The organism is Thermomicrobium sp. 4228-Ro, from assembly GCF_026241205.1.
Classification (GTDB): domain Bacteria; phylum Chloroflexota; class Chloroflexia; order Thermomicrobiales; family Thermomicrobiaceae; genus Thermomicrobium.
This window is the reverse complement of sequence record NZ_JAPFQM010000001.1, coordinates 1,989,351-2,005,360: the sequence shown is the minus strand read 5'-3', so window position 1 is coordinate 2,005,360 and position 16,010 is coordinate 1,989,351. Positions and strand designations below refer to the sequence as shown.

Annotated in this window: 13 protein-coding genes; 3 read left to right on the top strand and 10 right to left on the bottom strand. The window is 62.0% G+C overall.

Annotated elements, in window-relative coordinates:
• Position 1 precedes the first annotated feature (1 nt).
• The 3 genes from OO015_RS09370 to OO015_RS09360 all read right to left on the bottom strand — a co-directional run bounded on the left by OO015_RS09370 (position 2) and on the right by OO015_RS09360 (position 3,285).
• Positions 2-448, bottom strand: a complete 447-nt coding sequence (locus OO015_RS09370) for an Hsp20/alpha crystallin family protein (protein WP_265940969.1) — start codon at positions 446-448, stop codon at positions 2-4.
• A gap of 144 nt (positions 449-592) precedes the next feature.
• Positions 593-1,498: a decaprenyl-phosphate phosphoribosyltransferase gene (locus tag OO015_RS09365; protein ID WP_265940968.1), complete on the bottom strand. Its 906-nt coding sequence runs from the start codon at positions 1,496-1,498 to the stop codon at positions 593-595.
• Between the two features lie 8 nt (positions 1,499-1,506).
• Positions 1,507-3,285 (bottom strand): putative glycoside hydrolase, encoded by a 1,779-nt coding sequence (locus OO015_RS09360; protein ID WP_265940967.1) that lies wholly within the window; start codon positions 3,283-3,285, stop codon positions 1,507-1,509.
• A 222-nt stretch (positions 3,286-3,507) separates the two neighbouring features.
• On the opposite strand from OO015_RS09360, the gene OO015_RS09355 reads away from it, so the two are divergent.
• A complete protein-coding gene (locus OO015_RS09355) occupies positions 3,508-4,488 on the top strand; it encodes a polyprenyl synthetase family protein (RefSeq protein ID WP_265940966.1) in 981 nt (326 codons plus the stop codon).
• Positions 4,489-4,496: 8 nt separating this feature from the next.
• Here the strand turns inward: OO015_RS09355 and OO015_RS09350 are convergent, their stop codons facing one another.
• Together OO015_RS09350 and OO015_RS09345 are read right to left on the bottom strand one after the other, a co-directional pair.
• Positions 4,497-5,087, bottom strand: coding sequence for a hypothetical protein (locus tag OO015_RS09350; protein ID WP_265940965.1), 591 nt, complete (start codon positions 5,085-5,087; stop codon positions 4,497-4,499).
• A gap of 59 nt (positions 5,088-5,146) precedes the next feature.
• On the bottom strand, positions 5,147-6,094 hold the full coding sequence (locus tag OO015_RS09345; protein WP_265940964.1) for a nucleoside hydrolase: 948 nt from the start codon (positions 6,092-6,094) through the stop codon (positions 5,147-5,149).
• Positions 6,095-6,221: 127 nt separating this feature from the next.
• Between OO015_RS09345 and OO015_RS09340 the strand changes: the two genes are divergently transcribed.
• The gene (locus OO015_RS09340) at positions 6,222-7,829 is read left to right on the top strand and encodes a TolB family protein (protein WP_265940963.1); all 1,608 of its coding nucleotides are present in this window, start codon (positions 6,222-6,224) and stop codon (positions 7,827-7,829) included.
• A gap of 12 nt (positions 7,830-7,841) precedes the next feature.
• Here the strand turns inward: OO015_RS09340 and OO015_RS09335 are convergent, their stop codons facing one another.
• From OO015_RS09335 to lspA, 3 genes are read right to left on the bottom strand one after another with little or no spacing between them, the layout of a single operon-like run.
• Entirely contained in the window at positions 7,842-9,152 is a 1,311-nt protein-coding gene (locus OO015_RS09335; protein ID WP_265940962.1) for a glycerate kinase type-2 family protein, read from the bottom strand.
• Positions 9,134-10,102 carry an RluA family pseudouridine synthase gene (locus OO015_RS09330; RefSeq protein WP_265940961.1) on the bottom strand — a complete coding sequence of 323 codons (969 nt, stop codon included), beginning with the start codon at positions 10,100-10,102 and terminating at the stop codon, positions 9,134-9,136. The genes OO015_RS09335 and OO015_RS09330 overlap by 19 nt, the downstream gene beginning before the upstream one ends.
• On the bottom strand, positions 10,099-10,617 hold the full coding sequence (lspA, locus tag OO015_RS09325; protein WP_265940960.1) for a signal peptidase II: 519 nt from the start codon (positions 10,615-10,617) through the stop codon (positions 10,099-10,101). The genes OO015_RS09330 and lspA overlap by 4 nt, the downstream gene beginning before the upstream one ends.
• A 135-nt stretch (positions 10,618-10,752) precedes the next feature.
• Between lspA and murG the strand changes: the two genes are divergently transcribed.
• The gene (murG, locus tag OO015_RS09320; RefSeq protein ID WP_265940959.1) at positions 10,753-11,925 is read left to right on the top strand and encodes an undecaprenyldiphospho-muramoylpentapeptide beta-N-acetylglucosaminyltransferase; all 1,173 of its coding nucleotides are present in this window, start codon (positions 10,753-10,755) and stop codon (positions 11,923-11,925) included.
• Here the strand turns inward: murG and radA are convergent.
• Both radA and OO015_RS09310 read right to left on the bottom strand, forming a co-directional pair.
• Entirely contained in the window at positions 11,861-13,267 is a 1,407-nt protein-coding gene (radA, locus tag OO015_RS09315; RefSeq protein ID WP_265940958.1) for a DNA repair protein RadA, read from the bottom strand. The genes murG and radA overlap by 65 nt on opposite strands.
• Before the next feature lie 108 nt (positions 13,268-13,375).
• Positions 13,376-15,829 carry an ATP-dependent Clp protease ATP-binding subunit gene (locus OO015_RS09310; RefSeq protein ID WP_265940957.1) on the bottom strand — a complete coding sequence of 818 codons (2,454 nt, stop codon included), beginning with the start codon at positions 15,827-15,829 and terminating at the stop codon, positions 13,376-13,378.
• Positions 15,830-16,010 lie beyond the last annotated feature (181 nt).

The window sequence follows — 16,010 nt, the reverse complement described above, 5'->3', positions numbered from 1 at the left end:
TTCAAGAGTTCGTCGTCCGAAGCGGCACCGTCCGTGAGGCATGGACTCGCGGCAAGGTGACTTCGAGAAAACCTTGCTGATAGACCGCCTCGACTCGATCGAGGTCTACCGGGAAAGGAATACGCACCTCCGCCTCGAAGGGCCCGTACGCAATACCCATTTCGTGGTACGTCCGCCTCTGTCCCTCCTCCCGGGGGCGACGTACTCCAGAAATCTGGAGTACCGAATCGTTGACGACGACATGGATATCGTCCTCCCGGAGACCCGCCAGTTCCGCTCGAACGACTAACCCCCGTTCGTCTTCATAGACCTCGAGAGGAGGTCTCCAGGGACGCGCAGCCATGCGCAGGAGCGGGGAAAAACTGACATACCAGGCTTGGAAGGCTTCCACAGCTTCCTGCTGAAGCCCCTGCTCTTGCTGTCGTGTTCCGCGTCGCACGATCAGCATGTTCCGCTGCCTCCTCCTGTGCCCGCGCCGCTCCAGACGGCACGGCGCGCGTCTTCCTCAACAGTTCTCCGCGCCAGTATACCATCAGGCTCCCGACTCTACAACGTCTCCAAGCAATCAAGTTGAGTCACGCCGTGGCAATCTTTACCGGTAGAGAAGAACGAGGACAAGGAGACCCCAGACGACAATCGTCAAGAGCAACGGTCGATCGTCCAACAGCACTTGCTCCGGTACGCCACCGAGATCCCGCCGGTACACCAGATACAGATAGCGAAAGATCCCGTAGAGCACGAACGGAATCGTGACCATCATGGAATGATCGTCTGGCAGGCTCGGTGCGAAGAACGTGTACAGGGAGTACGTCATGATCGTCGCCGTTGCCGTGATGTGCAGCAGTGCATCGAGTAACGGCACAGAATACTCGTCGAGTGCCGGGCGGTGATTCGCTGCGACACCCTCGAGCAACAAAACCTCGTGCCGTCGCTTGGCTACGGCGAGAAACAATGCCAACAGCACTGTGCAGATGTATAGCCACGGTGACAAGGGTACGCCGACCGCTGTTGCTCCTGCCCAAACTCGCAAAACGAATCCGGTAGCGATGACGAAGATATCGAGGAGCGCGACGTGCTTGAACCGAACCGTGTAGCCGATCATCAAACCGACATACGCGCTGACGACATACGGTGTCGCACCACCCGCTGCCCAGGCGAACACGATGGCGCCGAACAGGAGCAGAACAATCGCGCTCCAGACATGCCGGCGCCCCAAGCGCCCAGCGGCGATGGGACGAAGGCATTTTAGGGGATGCTCTCGGTCCGCTGCTGCATCGCACCAGTCATTGAAAAAATAGATGGCACTCCCTGCCAGACAGAACGACAAGGTCGCGAAGGCCGCATCGATGACGGACGATATGTTGAGGAGCTGTCGACCGAAGACGAGTGGTGCCAAGACGACCGTATTCTTCAACCACTGGCGCGGTCGCGCAGTGACCAGAAGATCACGCCCCAAGAGGCTCAGTGTCGTCAGTGTGCTACTCCACTCGCGTTGCATCGGCCTCTTCATGACGTCGTCGGTTCGAGTGCCTCTTCATGGTAGACGTTGTCGGCGTTCCATAACATCCAAGATTCCAAACCTGCGTCATACACGGCGCGGATCTGCGCACGCACCTCGGCTGGGCCATACGGCTTTCCAGGTCCGTACGAAAAGTCTTGTAGCCAGGGTCGGAACTTGTTCCTGGCTGCCGGTACACGTGCTAGCCCGTTCTCGAGACTCCAGAGCATGACTTCGTACGGATGGTCACTCGGGATCTCGAATCCAAGCGAACCGGCCCAGAAGTGCGACGGATACAGCATGGAACACACGTAGTCGACATGCTCGACGATCGTTTCGAGATGCTGACCGATGCCACTGTCGCTCAGTTCCCAGACGGTGAGACCGAAGATGTCAGCACCGAGAGAGGCCTGCGTCGGAAGTAGCGCCTCGTGTACGCGCTTGAGAAACTCACCGATCGCAGCCGTGCGATTTTCAGCCGTATGCGGAACACCGTAGTCGGCCTTCTGCAATGGCCCATCCGTCGGGAATCGAATGTAATCGAGTTGAATTTCATCGAAACCGAAGCTGGCTGCCTCGCGCGCCAATGCGATGTTGTAGTCCCAGACCTCTGGCCGATAGGCGTTTACCCAAGCGACACCATTCCAGGTCCGCCAGGCCTGACCAGTCGTCCGGTCCTTGATCGCCCATTCCGGATGCGCCTCCGCGAGGATCGGGTCCTCGAACACCACGATGCGCGCGATCGTGTAAATTCCGCGTGCCTTCAAGCGCTCGACCAATTCGGCCGGCTGCAGCACTGGGCGAACCGCACCGATCTCGTGAGCGAGCGAAACCTTCGTATCGTAATAGACATGACCAGTGCTGTCTTTGAGGTCGATCACGACAGCGTTCAGCTCCGTCCGATCCACGAGTCGCAGCCGCTCCTCCAGTGCCTCCGGGCGAGAAGCGACAACAGCATTGATGTAGATCGCCCGAACGACGAGCGGCTCGAGCGTGACATCGAACTCGAACGACTGCGGCACCGTCGCTTCCACGACCCGATAACCAGGAGCTTTGACAACCAGACGTTCCCCAGGCGCAACACCTTTGAGGCGGTACCAGCCGTCAGGACCAGCTTGGGCCCACCCCGACGACGTTGCGACAATCCCCTGGACGGCCTGCCCCTGCGGATCACGCAGCACACCGATCAGCACATCCCGCTTGAGGGCTGCATCAACCACTGTCTGGTCAGTGGCCAGGGGAACTTTCACGGAAGCGTAGTCTTCGTGTTCGAAGACGATGGTCGCTCCCTCCGGCACTCCGCGGAGCACATACGTGCCCTGCTGGTCAGTTCGAGCGGAGACGACGGTCATACCATCGACCTCGGCTCGGACGGACACACCTGCGACCGGCGAGCCGTCGCCGTTCCGTACGACGGTACCGCGGATCACGTTCGGCCGCAGGAGCACCCGTAAACGACCAGCCCGAAGGTCAGGATCGAAGGTGATCGCATCGTAGTCGGGCGCTGCAACCCGCCAGGGTCCCGATGGCTCACGCGGAAGACGCGCTTGACCCTCGTCATTCGTCTGAACCGTACCGAAACTCGTTTCGATCGCAGCACCAGCCACTGGCGCACCAGTGACCCGATCGACGACCAACACTTCCGCTCGATCGTCGCGCAACCAGTGAACGTACGCCAACGACAGTGCAGCGAGCAGGAGCGGAACCGCGATGAACGCCAGACTCAGTTTCCAGGAGAGCGCGAACGCGCGTCGACGAGACCGATACGGTCGATTCCCCGGAAACACCGAGTACGCTCCGTCCCAGCTCCCGCCACCCGAAAAACTCCCGTTACGCCGCAGTATGCCATAACCTGGCTCTCGAACCGTCGAGGACTCGTCCGTGCGAGGCAAACGTTGTGAGCGAGCTGCTCGCTGGCTCACCCTTTCTTTCCGGCCTCATCTGAGACATACTAGCAACTGCCGCGGCAGCGGCTCGGTGGTGCGTCTGGACTCGGGCGCGGGGGACAGTTGGATTTCGCGACCGTTCTCGACCGAATGCGACCGGACCTCCAGCGAGTCGAGGATCGCCTGCTCGCTGAAACAGCGCTGGAATTTCCACTCGTGAGCGAAATTCTCCAAGCGCTGGTTCGTGCGGGTGGTAAGCGGCTTCGTCCGTTTCTCTTGTTGCTTGCAGCCAAGCCGTTTCGCTACGACATCGAGCGCCTCGTTCCAGCGGCAGCCGGCATCGAACTGCTTCACACGGCATCGCTCATTCATGATGATTCGATCGACGGAGCATCGCTGCGGCGTGGCCAGCCGACGCTGAACGTGCTGTTCGAGCCGTCGGTCGTCATCATGGTCGGTGACTATATGTTCGCCCGATCGGCGATGCTCGCTGCTTCGACGATGAATCCGCGTGTTTTGGCTGTATTCGCCCGGTGTCTGGGTAGTATCTGCGACGGCCAACTCCGCGAAATATTCGCAGCGCGTCGCGCTGACGTGAGTTTCGATGACTATCAGCGCCGTATTTATGGTAAGACCGCCTCGCTCTTTGCCGCCTCAGCGGAAATCGGTGCGATTCTGGCCGATGCGACCGATGAGCAGATCGAACTGCTCGGCGAGTTCGGCGGCGCAATCGGAATGGCTTTTCAGATCGTCGACGACATTCTCGATTTACAGGGAAACGCAGCCGAGATCGGGAAACCAGCCGGTCAGGACCTACGCCAGGGAACGATCACGCTCCCGACGATGCTGTTCTTGCAGAACGGCAAGGCGACGAGCGAGCAGCGGGACTTCGTCCTCGAAGTGATTCAGCATGGGACCCCTGACGAGAGCGCGATCGCAACTGCAGTGGCCTTGATTCGAGAATCCGGCGCGATCGACGAGGCCTTCGAGTACGCGCGCCGCTATGTGGAGGAAGCCAAGCTCCTACTCTCGCAACTGCCGCCGTCCGACGGCCGCGATATGCTCGCCGCACTCGCCGACCATGCGCTCGTCCGGCGCACCTAGCCCACGCGTCACAGAGCGATGAGACTCCGCTCGTACATGCGATCGAAGAGCCGGTCCCAGAACTGCTCCCCCGGCGCAGCGCGCTCGATTTGCCAGGCCAGTTCGTGCGGCTTGGCCGGGGTGATCAAGATCGTCGACAACCGCTGTTGATATCGGCGCTCGATCGCCTGGTCCAGGAAGACGACCTCATGACGATGCTGCGGCTGGATGCCCGCGATGATGAGAAGGTCAGAAACCATCATCCGGGCGAGATGATCGCGTGACACACGCGTCGCGATATCGAACTCCTGCTGCGCTCGACCTTGCAAGGCTTGCCGCTGCGCTGCCAGCGCTTGCAGCTCCACTTCGACCATGTAGGCATTCAACGCGAAGTCTCGCCACGGAATGAAGTAGTAGGTGTACAGGAGCTGGTACTCGGCCAAGCGACTGAGAATGAACGCCGTGATCCGTGCGCCACGCTGCCCTCGTGCATTGAAGATGAACCAGCCCTGGCCAGCACGGACATGCTGATCCAGAGAATCGAAGAACTGGGTGAGCCGACCGAGGAGATCCATGTCCTGCAAGGCAGGTTGATCGCGCTCCACAGCTTCGCCCGACACGGTTCTCGCCTCCCACGTTCAGGGTATCCCCCGATTCGCTTCCCCCACGACGGAACTAATTATGACGGATCGCACGCTCGGTCACCGTGCTCGCAGCACCGCTCTGGAGCGAAGGCGCGCCAGAACAGCGCGAAAAATCGATCCCGGTTGACCGAGCGTGCGACGACCGATGCACCCCCCTCCTCCATCGTATAATCGGTTCGTCCAAGTGTCGGACCAGAACGCGTATCCACGATCACGCGTGCGCGTGGGCCATCGACCAGTTCGGGCTGAGCAGCGACTGCCAAAGCCAACGGATCGTGCAGAATAAAGTGGTCGGTATTCGGCCGGTCCAGCCACCATCGCGTCGTTTCGATCAGCAGCTTGGCCGCCGGCGTCTCGAGTCCGACCAACCCATCACGGTGCTCTCGCTCCAGCCTCACCTCCCGCGTGACATCGAGACCGACCCAAATCATGCGAAACCCGGCCCCCGCCACGATCGAAGCGGCTTCGGGATCGCTCCACACGTTGAATTCGGAGGTCGGCGTCACGTTCCCGGGAACGGTAAACGCGCCACCCATGACGATCAGGCGCTCCACATACTCCGGTAGTTGCGGCTCCAGACGCACGGCGATGGCCAGGTTCGTGAGTGGGCCGAGACAGACCAGCCGCAACGCCCCTCGATAGCGCCGAGCAGTACGTACGATGATTTCCGGTGCACTCGCATCGATGACGGGTCCCGACCGTACAACCGGCAAATGCGCACCACCGAGCCCGTCTTCCCCATGCACCGCGCGAGCATCGCGGTGTGGCCGCAGGAGCGGCTGCGCTGCTCCCCGAGCGACCGGTACCGCGATCGCTCCGAGCCAATCGAGTACGCGGCGCGTATTGCTCGTTGCACGTTGGACATCCACGTTTCCCGCGACGGTCGTGACAGCGATGAGCGAGAGTTCGTCTAACATGACAGCCATCGCGAGTGCGAGCGCGTCATCGACACCGGTATCGACATCAAGGAGAACGGGAATCACGGTTCACCTCCACACCGACCTTGTCCGACAACCATGCACTCGCGTCCTCCATCGACACCAGAGGGTATACTCCGGGCGGTCGCGTCTTGGACGCCGGAAGCATTCAAAGGAGGCGGGACCGCAAGTCATGGCCAAAATCGCCCAGCTCTTTCTCGCAGTAGCGCTCAGTGCACTCGGAATCCTCACGTGGCGACCAGTCTCCGCACAGACCCCGGAGCAGTATCGTCTCGAACCCGCCCTCACATCGTCGATCGGCCTCGAACTCGCTTCGCTGCACGCCAGCGGTTCGCTGCTCGTCTGGGAAGATCGACGAACCGGTAATCCCGACGTGTATGCCTACGATCTGGAGGACGCCCGCGAGTTTCGCCCAGTCCGAAGCCCGGGTGTTCGTTCGCAACCGACGGTGAGTGGCCAGCGCATCGTGTGGGTGAGCGGCGCGGATCCAACCCGCGCCCAGATCGTGGGCACGGATCTCGCCAGCGGTTCCGACTTTACCGTTACGGAGAATCCGGGCGCTGTCGAACAGCCGAGCATCGACGGGACTCTCGTCGCCTGGCGTGAACTCCGAGAAGGCCAGGGTGATATCCGAGCACGCGATATCGCAACTGGTGAAACATTCACGATTACTGACGATCCAGCCAATCAGGCCAACCCTAGCGTGAGTGGCGATCTCATCGTCTGGCAGGACTTCCGCAATGGCAACTGGGACATCTTCCTCTGGGACCGCGCAACGCAACAGGTCACACCGCTCGTCGCCAGCACCGACGACGAGACCGATCCGGTCATAGCTGGGAATCTGGTCGCATTCCGCCGATTACGGCGGTCCGGTGGTGCGCCACAGTTGGTCGTGTTCGATCGACTCAGTGGAACGGAGAAGACGATCACTGATGGTCACTTTATCGGTCGACTCGCTCTGAGCGATCGGCTCCTGGTCTGGGAAGACTGGCGTTCTGGCTTGCCCGAAATCTATGCATACGATCTCGTGTCGGGCACTGAATTCGCCGTCGCACGGGCCCAGCACGTTGTCTGGCCAGCCGTCTCATCGCATTCGATCGCCTGGATCACCGAGTTGCCAGGGAGACAGGGACGCGTGCAGGCGCTCGCCATTCGGCAACGACTGCCATCCGATCCGCAAGAGCCGCCAGCTGTCCCCTCACCGGACCGCGTCTATTTCTCTCAAACCAAGCACTATCTAAGCGGTGGCTTCAAGTTGTTCTGGCAAACGCACGGTGGTGAGCGAATATTCGGCTATCCCTTGACCGAAGAATTCTCGATGACCGATCCTGCAACCGGTGAGCGCATCGTGGTGCAATATTTCGAGCGTGCGCGTCTCGAGTATCGCCCCGATGCACCGGAGGATCAGCGGATCTCCATCGGGCGCCTCGGAGCTGAGTTGACCGCAGACCGTGCTGCCGATCCGTTCAAACCGATAGCCCCGTTCCCCGACTCGCCCGAACGGCGTTATTTCCCTGAAACTGGGCATTCTCTTGCCTACGGCTTCAAGGAATTCTGGGAAAACAACGGAGGACTTGCGATCTTCGGATACCCGATCAGCGAGGAATTTGTCGAAAACGGACGGACGGTTCAGTACTTCGAGCGTGCCCGGTTCGAATACAACCCGAATGCGACAGACGAACAATCGCGCATAACTCTTGGCCTCCTCGGCCGGGAAGCTCTGCAGCGAATTGGCTGGCTCCCGCGCCCGCCGATCGACACGACGATGCTGACACGCTGACGCGATCGCTTCTCACTCGACGATCGCAAGATAGAGATCGTTGACGTTCGTCCCCGTCAACCCGGTAACGACGAGCGCGTCTGCTGCAGCCAGCGCTGTCGCCGAATCATTCTCGTGCAGGGCCCGCAGCGGATCGATTCCCCGATCCCGTAGCACCGCGGTAGTCACAGTATCCACTACCGCACCGGCTGCACCGCTCCGACCATCATCGCCGTCCGAGGCGAGACTCGCTACGGTGATCCTCTCGCTTCCTTCGAGCGCCACCGCAGCAGCGAGAGCCATTTCGGTGTTCCGACCACCGCGTCCGCTTCCGCGAACCGTGACCGTGAGTTCACCGCCGGCGACGATCGCGATCGGCGGTATCCACGGTTGGTGCTCCTCGCGGACGCTTCGCGCCAGGGTAGCCCAGAACCGCCCGAATTCACGGGCTTCGCCGGTGAACCGCGCTCCACAGGTCACCGCTGGCAATCCACGCCGACGACAGGCTTCGGTTGCTGCTCGAACCAGCGCTGCCGCATCAGCCAACACCACCGATTGCAGAACGTTGTCGAACCGTTGCGGTGTCGTTTCCGGTGCCACCAGGAGCGACCGGACACGTTCGGGTAGCTCGTCCCAGACGCCCATGTGCTGAAGAACGCGTGGCAGGTCCGTCACGATGTGCTCCGGTGGAACCGTCGGGCCGCTCGCGATGACGGACAGCGGATTGCCCAATACATCGGAGAGGATCAGGTTGACCACGCGCGCTGGTGCTGCCGCTTCAGCGAGTCGCCCTCCCTTCAATGCACTCAGCCTCCGTCGGACACTGTTCAGGAGCCAGATGTCCGCACCAGCCCGCAGAAGGCGTTCCGTGGTCTCGACGATATCGCCGAGAGTCGCTGGCGAGCGGGGTACCTCGGCGAGCGCTGACCCCCCACCGGAGAGAAGAACGAGGACGAGATCGTCCGGTGTCAGTCCGCGTACGGCCTTAAGTAAAGCCTTTCCAGCCTCGACACTCCGTTCATCCGGAATCGGGTGCGCCCCAGGGATAACGCGGCAACCGGGAAACTCCCTGCTCTGGATGCCCTCCGCCTTGGGTACAACCACACATCGGTCGACTCGGGCACCGAGTCGAGCGAGGGCACCAGCGGCCATACCGAGAGCCGCTTTGCCGACCGCCAGGAGCACCAGACGACTGTTCTCGAGCAATCGATACGGCACCCCCCGCACCCAGAGGATATCCCCCTCCAGCCGGAGCGACGCGCGCACCGATCGCTCCGGATCGACGGCTGACAACGCCTCTCGAAAGACCTCTTCGACGAACGGCTTCAACCGCGGGCCTGGCATGGGACACGCTCACGCTCGAGAGTGCGCAGTCGCTCGAGGACGACGCGGAGATCCCACGGAAGCGGGGTCTCGAGCTCGATGACTCGACCGGTCGTCGGATGCCGGAAGCGCAGATACCGGGCATGGAGAAACTGGCGCGGCACGGGAACACAGAAGGGTCGGTTTCCCCCGTACTGCTGGTCACCGACCACCGGATGCCCGATGAAGGCACAATGCACGCGAATTTGGTGCGTTCGCCCAGTCTCGATCGTCACGTCGAGAAGCGTCGCACACTGGAACCGCTCCAGGACACGAAAGTGCGTGATCGCCGGACGCCCCCATGCCACGACTGCCATTTTCGTGCGTTCCCGAGGGTCACGGCTTATCGGTGCGTCGATCGTTCCCGAATCCGGCTCCACGACGCCGTGAACGAGCGTCGTATAACGCTTGACAACACTCCTGCTTTGCCACTGCTCGAGCAGTGCGAGCCGGGCTGGTTCCGTCTTGGCCACAACCAGGAGTCCGGAGGTGTCTTTGTCCAGACGATGCACGATACCGGGCCGATGACTCGGCTGGACCTGCAAGTCCGGTCGAATCGCTTTGAGCGCATTGACGAGCGTTCCGTGCTCATGCCCAGGTGCGGGATGCGTGACGATACCAGGAGGTTTGTCGAAGACGATGATCTCGTCATCCTCGTAGATCACGGGAATCGGCAGGTACTCCGGTTCGAGGTCACTCGGCGGCTCGACGGGCGGGAGATAGACTTCCAGGCGATCGCCGAAGCGAACGCGCTGGGCCGGCTTGCAGGGTTGGCCATTCACGAGAATCGCGCCCTGCTTCATCAGCTGTTGTACGAAGCTTCGGCTCATACCGGTCACACGGCTCGCGATCAGCTTGTCGAGCCGTTCACCGTGTTCCCGCTCGGATATCTCCAGGACGAGTCTGATCGCATCGTGCTGGCGAGCATTCATCGCGCCTGCTGCTCCGCGTCCACAGGTTCGCTCGCTTGCGGCGCATCCGACCGGGGCAGTCGATCGGAGCGTATCAGGAGCACGAGGAGAAGCAGCACACCGATCGTGATCGCACTGTCAGCGACATTGAACGTCGGCCAAAACGATAAGTCGATAAAATCGACGACGAAGCCGTGTCGAAATCGGTCGATCAGGTTGCCGATGGCACCACCGAGTTGCAGACCGAGCGCAACGGCGCCCAGGCTGGTCGACGTCAGATATCGGAACGTGACGACTAACACCAGAACGACACCCAGTGCCAGGACCGCGAGGATCGGATTCCGCCCTTGGAACAAGCCGAAAGCGGCCCCGGTGTTTTCGACGTAGAACAGCCGCAGCAGCCCCGGAATGAGGACGACCGCATCGATCGATCCGTTCGGCCCCAGATAGGCGAGAACGAGCGCCTTCGTGAATTGATCGCACAGGACGGTGCCCACTGCGACACTCGCGAGCGCTTCCCAACCTGCGAACCGCACCGGTGGCACCTCCCGACTCATAAGGCAACGAGGCTTTTCTCGTCGCCTTCTCGTGTTGCCTTATTCTACCGCTGTCCCGCACCGGTTCGGACGCTGCAGCGACTCGGTACTATTGATCGCTGGGGAGGACGCCTGATGACGGCTGACCGAGAGCGACCATTACGTCTCGTGATCGGCGGTGGCGGTACCGGCGGCCATACGCTCCCTGCCATCGCTGTACTCGCGGAACTTCGCCGCCTCACCGCTGTCGAACCGCTCTGGATCGGATCCCGCAGCGGCGTCGAACGTCGCCTCACTGCTCGTGAGGGAATCGCTTTCCACTGGGTACCGACTGGCAAGCTCAGGAGGGAATTCACACCGCGAACCCTGCTGGACCTTTCGGCCATTCCAATCGGAACATTGGCAGCTGCCGCGGTCATCCGTTCTTTTCAGCCGGATGTCGTTTTCGGTACTGGTGGGTACGTGAGCGTCCCGGTCGTTCTCGCGGGTTGGCTGAATCGAATCCCGATCGTTATCCACGAACAGACTGCTGCAGTGGGGCTCGCGACACGCATTGCAGCTCGCTTCGCTGATGCAGTCGCGATTTCGTTCGAAGCGACCCGCGCGCTTCTCACCCATCCACACCTCGTGCATACCGGCCTCCCGGTACGAGAGGCGATACTCCGCGGAGATCCCGACCGTGCCCGCCGACGGTTCGGTCTAGAGAATCAAGCACCGCTTCTCTACGTCACGGGTGGTGTGCTGGGTGCGCACGCCATCAATGAAGCCGTCGCGCGAGCCCTACCCGAACTCCTCGGTGTCGTTCAAGTCGTCCATCAGTGCGGACCTCGACAGGTGAACGGTGATTTCCCTCGCCTCCTGGAACGGCGAGCGTCCTTACCCGAAGCGTTACGTCGACGGTACGTGGTGGTCGAATTTCTCGAGGAAGATTTGCCTGACGTGCTGGCGGCAGCCGACCTCGTTCTCGGGCGAGCTGGGGCGAGCACCGTGGCGGAACTCGCAGCACTCGGCAAACCGGCGATCCTCGTTCCGTTGCCTGGGGCCCGCGGTAACGAGCAACTCCGTAATGCGCAGCTCCTGGCACAAGCGGGGAGCGCAGTGATCCTCGACCAGCGCGAACTGTCACCGGAACAACTCGTTGTATTGGTGCGCGAACTCGTCGCCGATCCAATCGCGCTCGCACGGATGGGCCAGCGAGGAAGAACACTGGCAGTACCGGACGCTGCCGAACGCTTGGCTCGACTCATTCTGGCAGTGGCTCGATCACATCTGGTCGAGCCCGCACCGCCCGCGCCGCGAGTGCACTGACTGCTTCAGCCACCGTGCGCACCGACACGAGGTGCAGTCCAGCCCCAACCAGCGGGAATCGGCTCGATGCCGGCACGTAGGCACGTGCGAATCCGAGGCGGGCAGCTTCCTGGAGTCGGCGTTCCAGGCTGTGTACACCGCGTACTTCGCCAGCCAGCCCCACTTCACCGATATACACGGCGTCCGTTTCGAGCGGTATTCCGCTGGCTGAGGACGCGATCGCGAGTGCAACCGCAAGATCCGCTGCTGGCTCGACGATCCGAATACCTCCTGTCACGTTCACGAAGACGTCTTGATCCGCCAATCGGAGACCAGCATGCTTCGTCAGAACAGCGACCAGCAGCTGCAAGCGCGTTGCGTCGAAACCCGTCGCGACCCGGCGCGGCGTTCCGTAGCCAGCTGCACTGGTCAGCGCCTGGACCTCGATCAGTATGGGCCGGGTACCCTCCAGCACCGCCACCACGGCGCTCCCGGCGGCGTTGGCGACTCGTTCGGAAAGAAAAAGCTCCGATGGATTCCCGACGTCGATCAGCCCGGCATCGGACATCTCGAAGACGCCGATTTCGTTCGTCGATCCGAACCGGTTCTTGGCTGCACGCAGGACACGGTGCTGGTGGAACCGCTCACCCTCCAGATACAGTACGACATCGACCATGTGCTCGACGACACGAGGGCCCGCGATCAAGCCCTCCTTGGTCACGTGTCCGATCAGAAACACCGGTATGCCGGTTCGCTTGGCAAATTGCAAGACGCGACCCGTACAATCCCGCAACTGCGACACGCTTCCAGGCGATGAGTCCAACTCGCTCAGGTACACCGTTTGGATCGAATCGATGATGACCAGTGCTGGCCGGAGCTGAGTCGCCTCCTCCAGCGCGCGATCCAGTGCTGTTTCCGCGAGCAAGAGGACTCCTTCGGAAGGCGCGCCGAGGCGGTCAGCACGGAGCTTGATCTGTTCCGGTGACTCCTCTGCAGCGATGTAGAGGACCGTGCGCCCCTGCTCGGCCACTCGAAGCGCTGTCTGAAGCAGCAACGTCGATTTCCCGATACCCGGATCACCGCCGAGCAAGACGAGCGAGCCGGGTACCAGTCCACCACCGAGGACCCGATCGAATTCGACCGATCCCAGCGACAGCCGGGCACGTTCAGCGCTCCGCACCTCCGTGAGGCGCTGGAAGCTTCTCGGCTCGCCGAAACGATTCGCTGCGACTGGCGCCTCCAGCTGCTCGACCATCGTCCCCCATGCGTCGCAGGACGGACAACGGCCGAAGTAGCCAGAACTCTCGTGCCCGCACTCGCGGCATACCCAGACCGTCTTCCGACGCGTCTTTCCTCGCGACACTGTTCCCCCAATGCAAGAACGCGAACACAGGTTCGACTTCGAGTATAGCGAAAAACGATGCGGGACACCGGACTCTGCCGGTGTCCCGCAGAGCGTCCAGCGCGAACGTCAAGAGACTGTGCTGAGTGCCTCCGCCGGCTCGATGGTCAGCAAATCGTCACGCACATCGACGATGACGGTGCTGCCCGGCTTGAACCGACCCGCGAGGATCGCCTCGGCCAGCGGATCTTCGATCAGGTTCTGGATGATACGCCGCAACGGCCGAGCGCCGAACTGCCGGTCGTATCCGCGCTTCGCCAGGAGGTCCTTAGCGGCATCGGTGACCTCGAGCGTGATCTGCTGCTCCGCCAGCTGCTTCCGGATACGCTTCAGCTCGAGATCGACGATCTGCCGCACGTGCTCCGGCGTCAGCGGGTGGAAGACGATCACTGCATCGATCCGATTCAGGAACTCCGGGCGGAACGTCTGCTTCAACTGCGAGAGCAGCTTGTCCTTCATCGTTTGATAATCGACCTGGACCTTCTTGTTCGGATCCTCGGTCACAGCAAAGCCGAGGCTGCCCTCGCGCTGGATCAGCTCGGCGCCGATGTTCGACGTCATGATCAAGATCGTATTCCGAAAGTCGACACGGCGACCCTTGGCATCCGTCAGATTCCCGTCCTCCATGATCTGGAGCAGGATATTGAACGCCTCCGGGTGCGCCTTCTCGATCTCGTCGAGCAGGATCACCGAGTACGGCTTCCGCCTCACTGCCTCGGTGAGCTGGCCACCTTCCTCGTAGCCGATGTATCCCGGCGGCGCCCCGACAAGCCGGGACACCGTGTGCCGCTCCATGAATTCGCTCATATCGATCTTGATGAGCGCATCCTCGCTCCCGAACATGAACTCGGCGAGTGCCCGAGCCAGGAGTGTCTTTCCGACGCCCGTCGGCCCGAGGAAGATGAACGTTCCGATCGGTCGGCGCGGATCCTTGAGCCCAGCCCGGGCCCGGCGGACTGCTCGAGCCAGCGTGCTGATCGCCTCGTCCTGACCGATCACCCGCTCGTGCAACGCCTCTTCCATGTGCAAGAGGCGCTCGCTCTCCTCCGTGTGCAGGCGCGTCAGCGGGATCCCGGTCCACATCGAGACGACCTGAGCGATGTCCTCCTCGGTAACGACCGGTTCTTCCTGCCCCTGCTCTTCGCGCCAATGCTGCTCCAGCTCCTGGATACGCTGGATCAGCTGTCGCTCGCGCTCGCGCAGCTCTGCCGCCAGCTCGAACTCCTGACTCGCCACCGCGGCATCCAGCTCGCGGCGCAGCGACTCAAGACCGCGTCGAGCCTCCTTCAGCGACGGCGGCGAAGCCGAGCGGTACATCCGAACCCGCGACGCAGCCTCGTCGACCAGATCGATCGCCTTGTCCGGCAGGTATCGATCGGTCACGTACCGCGCCGCCAGCACCGCTGCCGCATGCAACGCTCCGTCCGAGATCTTGAGCTTGTGATGCTCCTCGTAGCGCTCCCGGATACCCTTCAGGATCTCGATCGTTTCCTCGACCGTCGGCTCGTTGACGATGACTGGCTGGAACCGGCGCTCGAGTGCGGCATCGCGCTCGATGTACTTGCGATACTCGTCGAGCGTCGTCGCACCGATCGTCTGCACCTCGCCGCGCGACAGTGCCGGCTTCAGGATGTTGGCAGCATCGACGGCCCCCTCAGCGGCCCCCGCACCGACGAGCGTATGCAGCTCGTCGATGAAGAGGATCGTACCGGACTCCTTCACCTCCGCGACGATCTTCTTCAGGCGCTCCTCGAATTCGCCGCGATACTTGGTTCCGGCCACCAGCGCACCGATGTCGAGCGCGACGAGGCGCTTCCCCTGCAGTGGCTCCGGCACATCACCCGCGACGATGCGCTGGGCCAACCCTTCGACGATCGCAGTCTTCCCGACGCCCGGCTCGCCGATCAAGGCCGGGTTGTTCTTCGTGCGGCGCGAGAGGATCTGCATCACGCGCTCGATCTCGGTCTGCCGACCGATCACCGGGTCGAGCTTGCCGAGTCGTGCCGCCTCGGTGAGGTCGAAACCGAGTGCATCGAGATACGGGGTCTTCGTCTGCTGCGCGCGCTGCTGGTACGCAGTCCCCTGCGCCAGCACCTGCAGCACCTGCTGGCGGACCTTCTCCAGGTTGACTCCGAGGCTCTCCAGCACCCCCGCAGCGATTCCCTCGCCCTCGCGCACCAACCCGAGCAGCAAGTGCTCGGTCCCGATATAGTGGTGACCCAGCCGCCGCGCTTCGTCGACAGCGTATTCGATGACTTTGCGTGCCCGCGGCGTCAACCCGATCTCCCCGACGACTGTACTCTCGCCCCGGCCGATGATGAACTCCACCGCGCTCCGCACCTTGGGCAGCTGCACACCCATGCTCTGCAAGACACGTGCAGCCACCCCCTCCCCCTCGCGCACGAGGCCGAGGAGCAGGTGTTCGGTGCCGATGTAGTTGTGGTTGAAGCGCCGCGCCTCCTCCTGCGCCAGCGCGAGCACCTTCTTCGCCCGTTCGGTGAACTTCTCGAACTTATCCGCCATAGCACACACTCCCGGGCATGCGCCCGTCCTAACTCTCAAGGTTCGAGAAATGTCGTGGCGAGTTCCATCCAGCCGTTCGATTTCCTGCACCTCGCCTCCGGCACCGATAAAGTGTACTCGCTATGGGCATCTTCAGCCAAACCCCCAGCGGATCGGAGGAAGCCAGGGCCCCCAGCTCGTT

Coding starts and splice junctions, on each gene's coding strand:
- OO015_RS09370 (WP_265940969.1), bottom strand. CDS start 448: ATGCTGATCGTGCGACGCGGAACACGACAGCAAGAGCAGGGGCTTCAG.
- OO015_RS09365 (WP_265940968.1), bottom strand. CDS start 1,498: ATGCAACGCGAGTGGAGTAGCACACTGACGACACTGAGCCTCTTGGGG.
- OO015_RS09340 (WP_265940963.1), top strand. CDS start 6,222: ATGGCCAAAATCGCCCAGCTCTTTCTCGCAGTAGCGCTCAGTGCACTC.
- OO015_RS09335 (WP_265940962.1), bottom strand. CDS start 9,152: ATGCCAGGCCCGCGGTTGAAGCCGTTCGTCGAAGAGGTCTTTCGAGAG.
- OO015_RS09330 (WP_265940961.1), bottom strand. CDS start 10,102: ATGAATGCTCGCCAGCACGATGCGATCAGACTCGTCCTGGAGATATCC.
- murG (WP_265940959.1), top strand. CDS start 10,753: ATGACGGCTGACCGAGAGCGACCATTACGTCTCGTGATCGGCGGTGGC.
- OO015_RS09310 (WP_265940957.1), bottom strand. CDS start 15,829: ATGGCGGATAAGTTCGAGAAGTTCACCGAACGGGCGAAGAAGGTGCTC.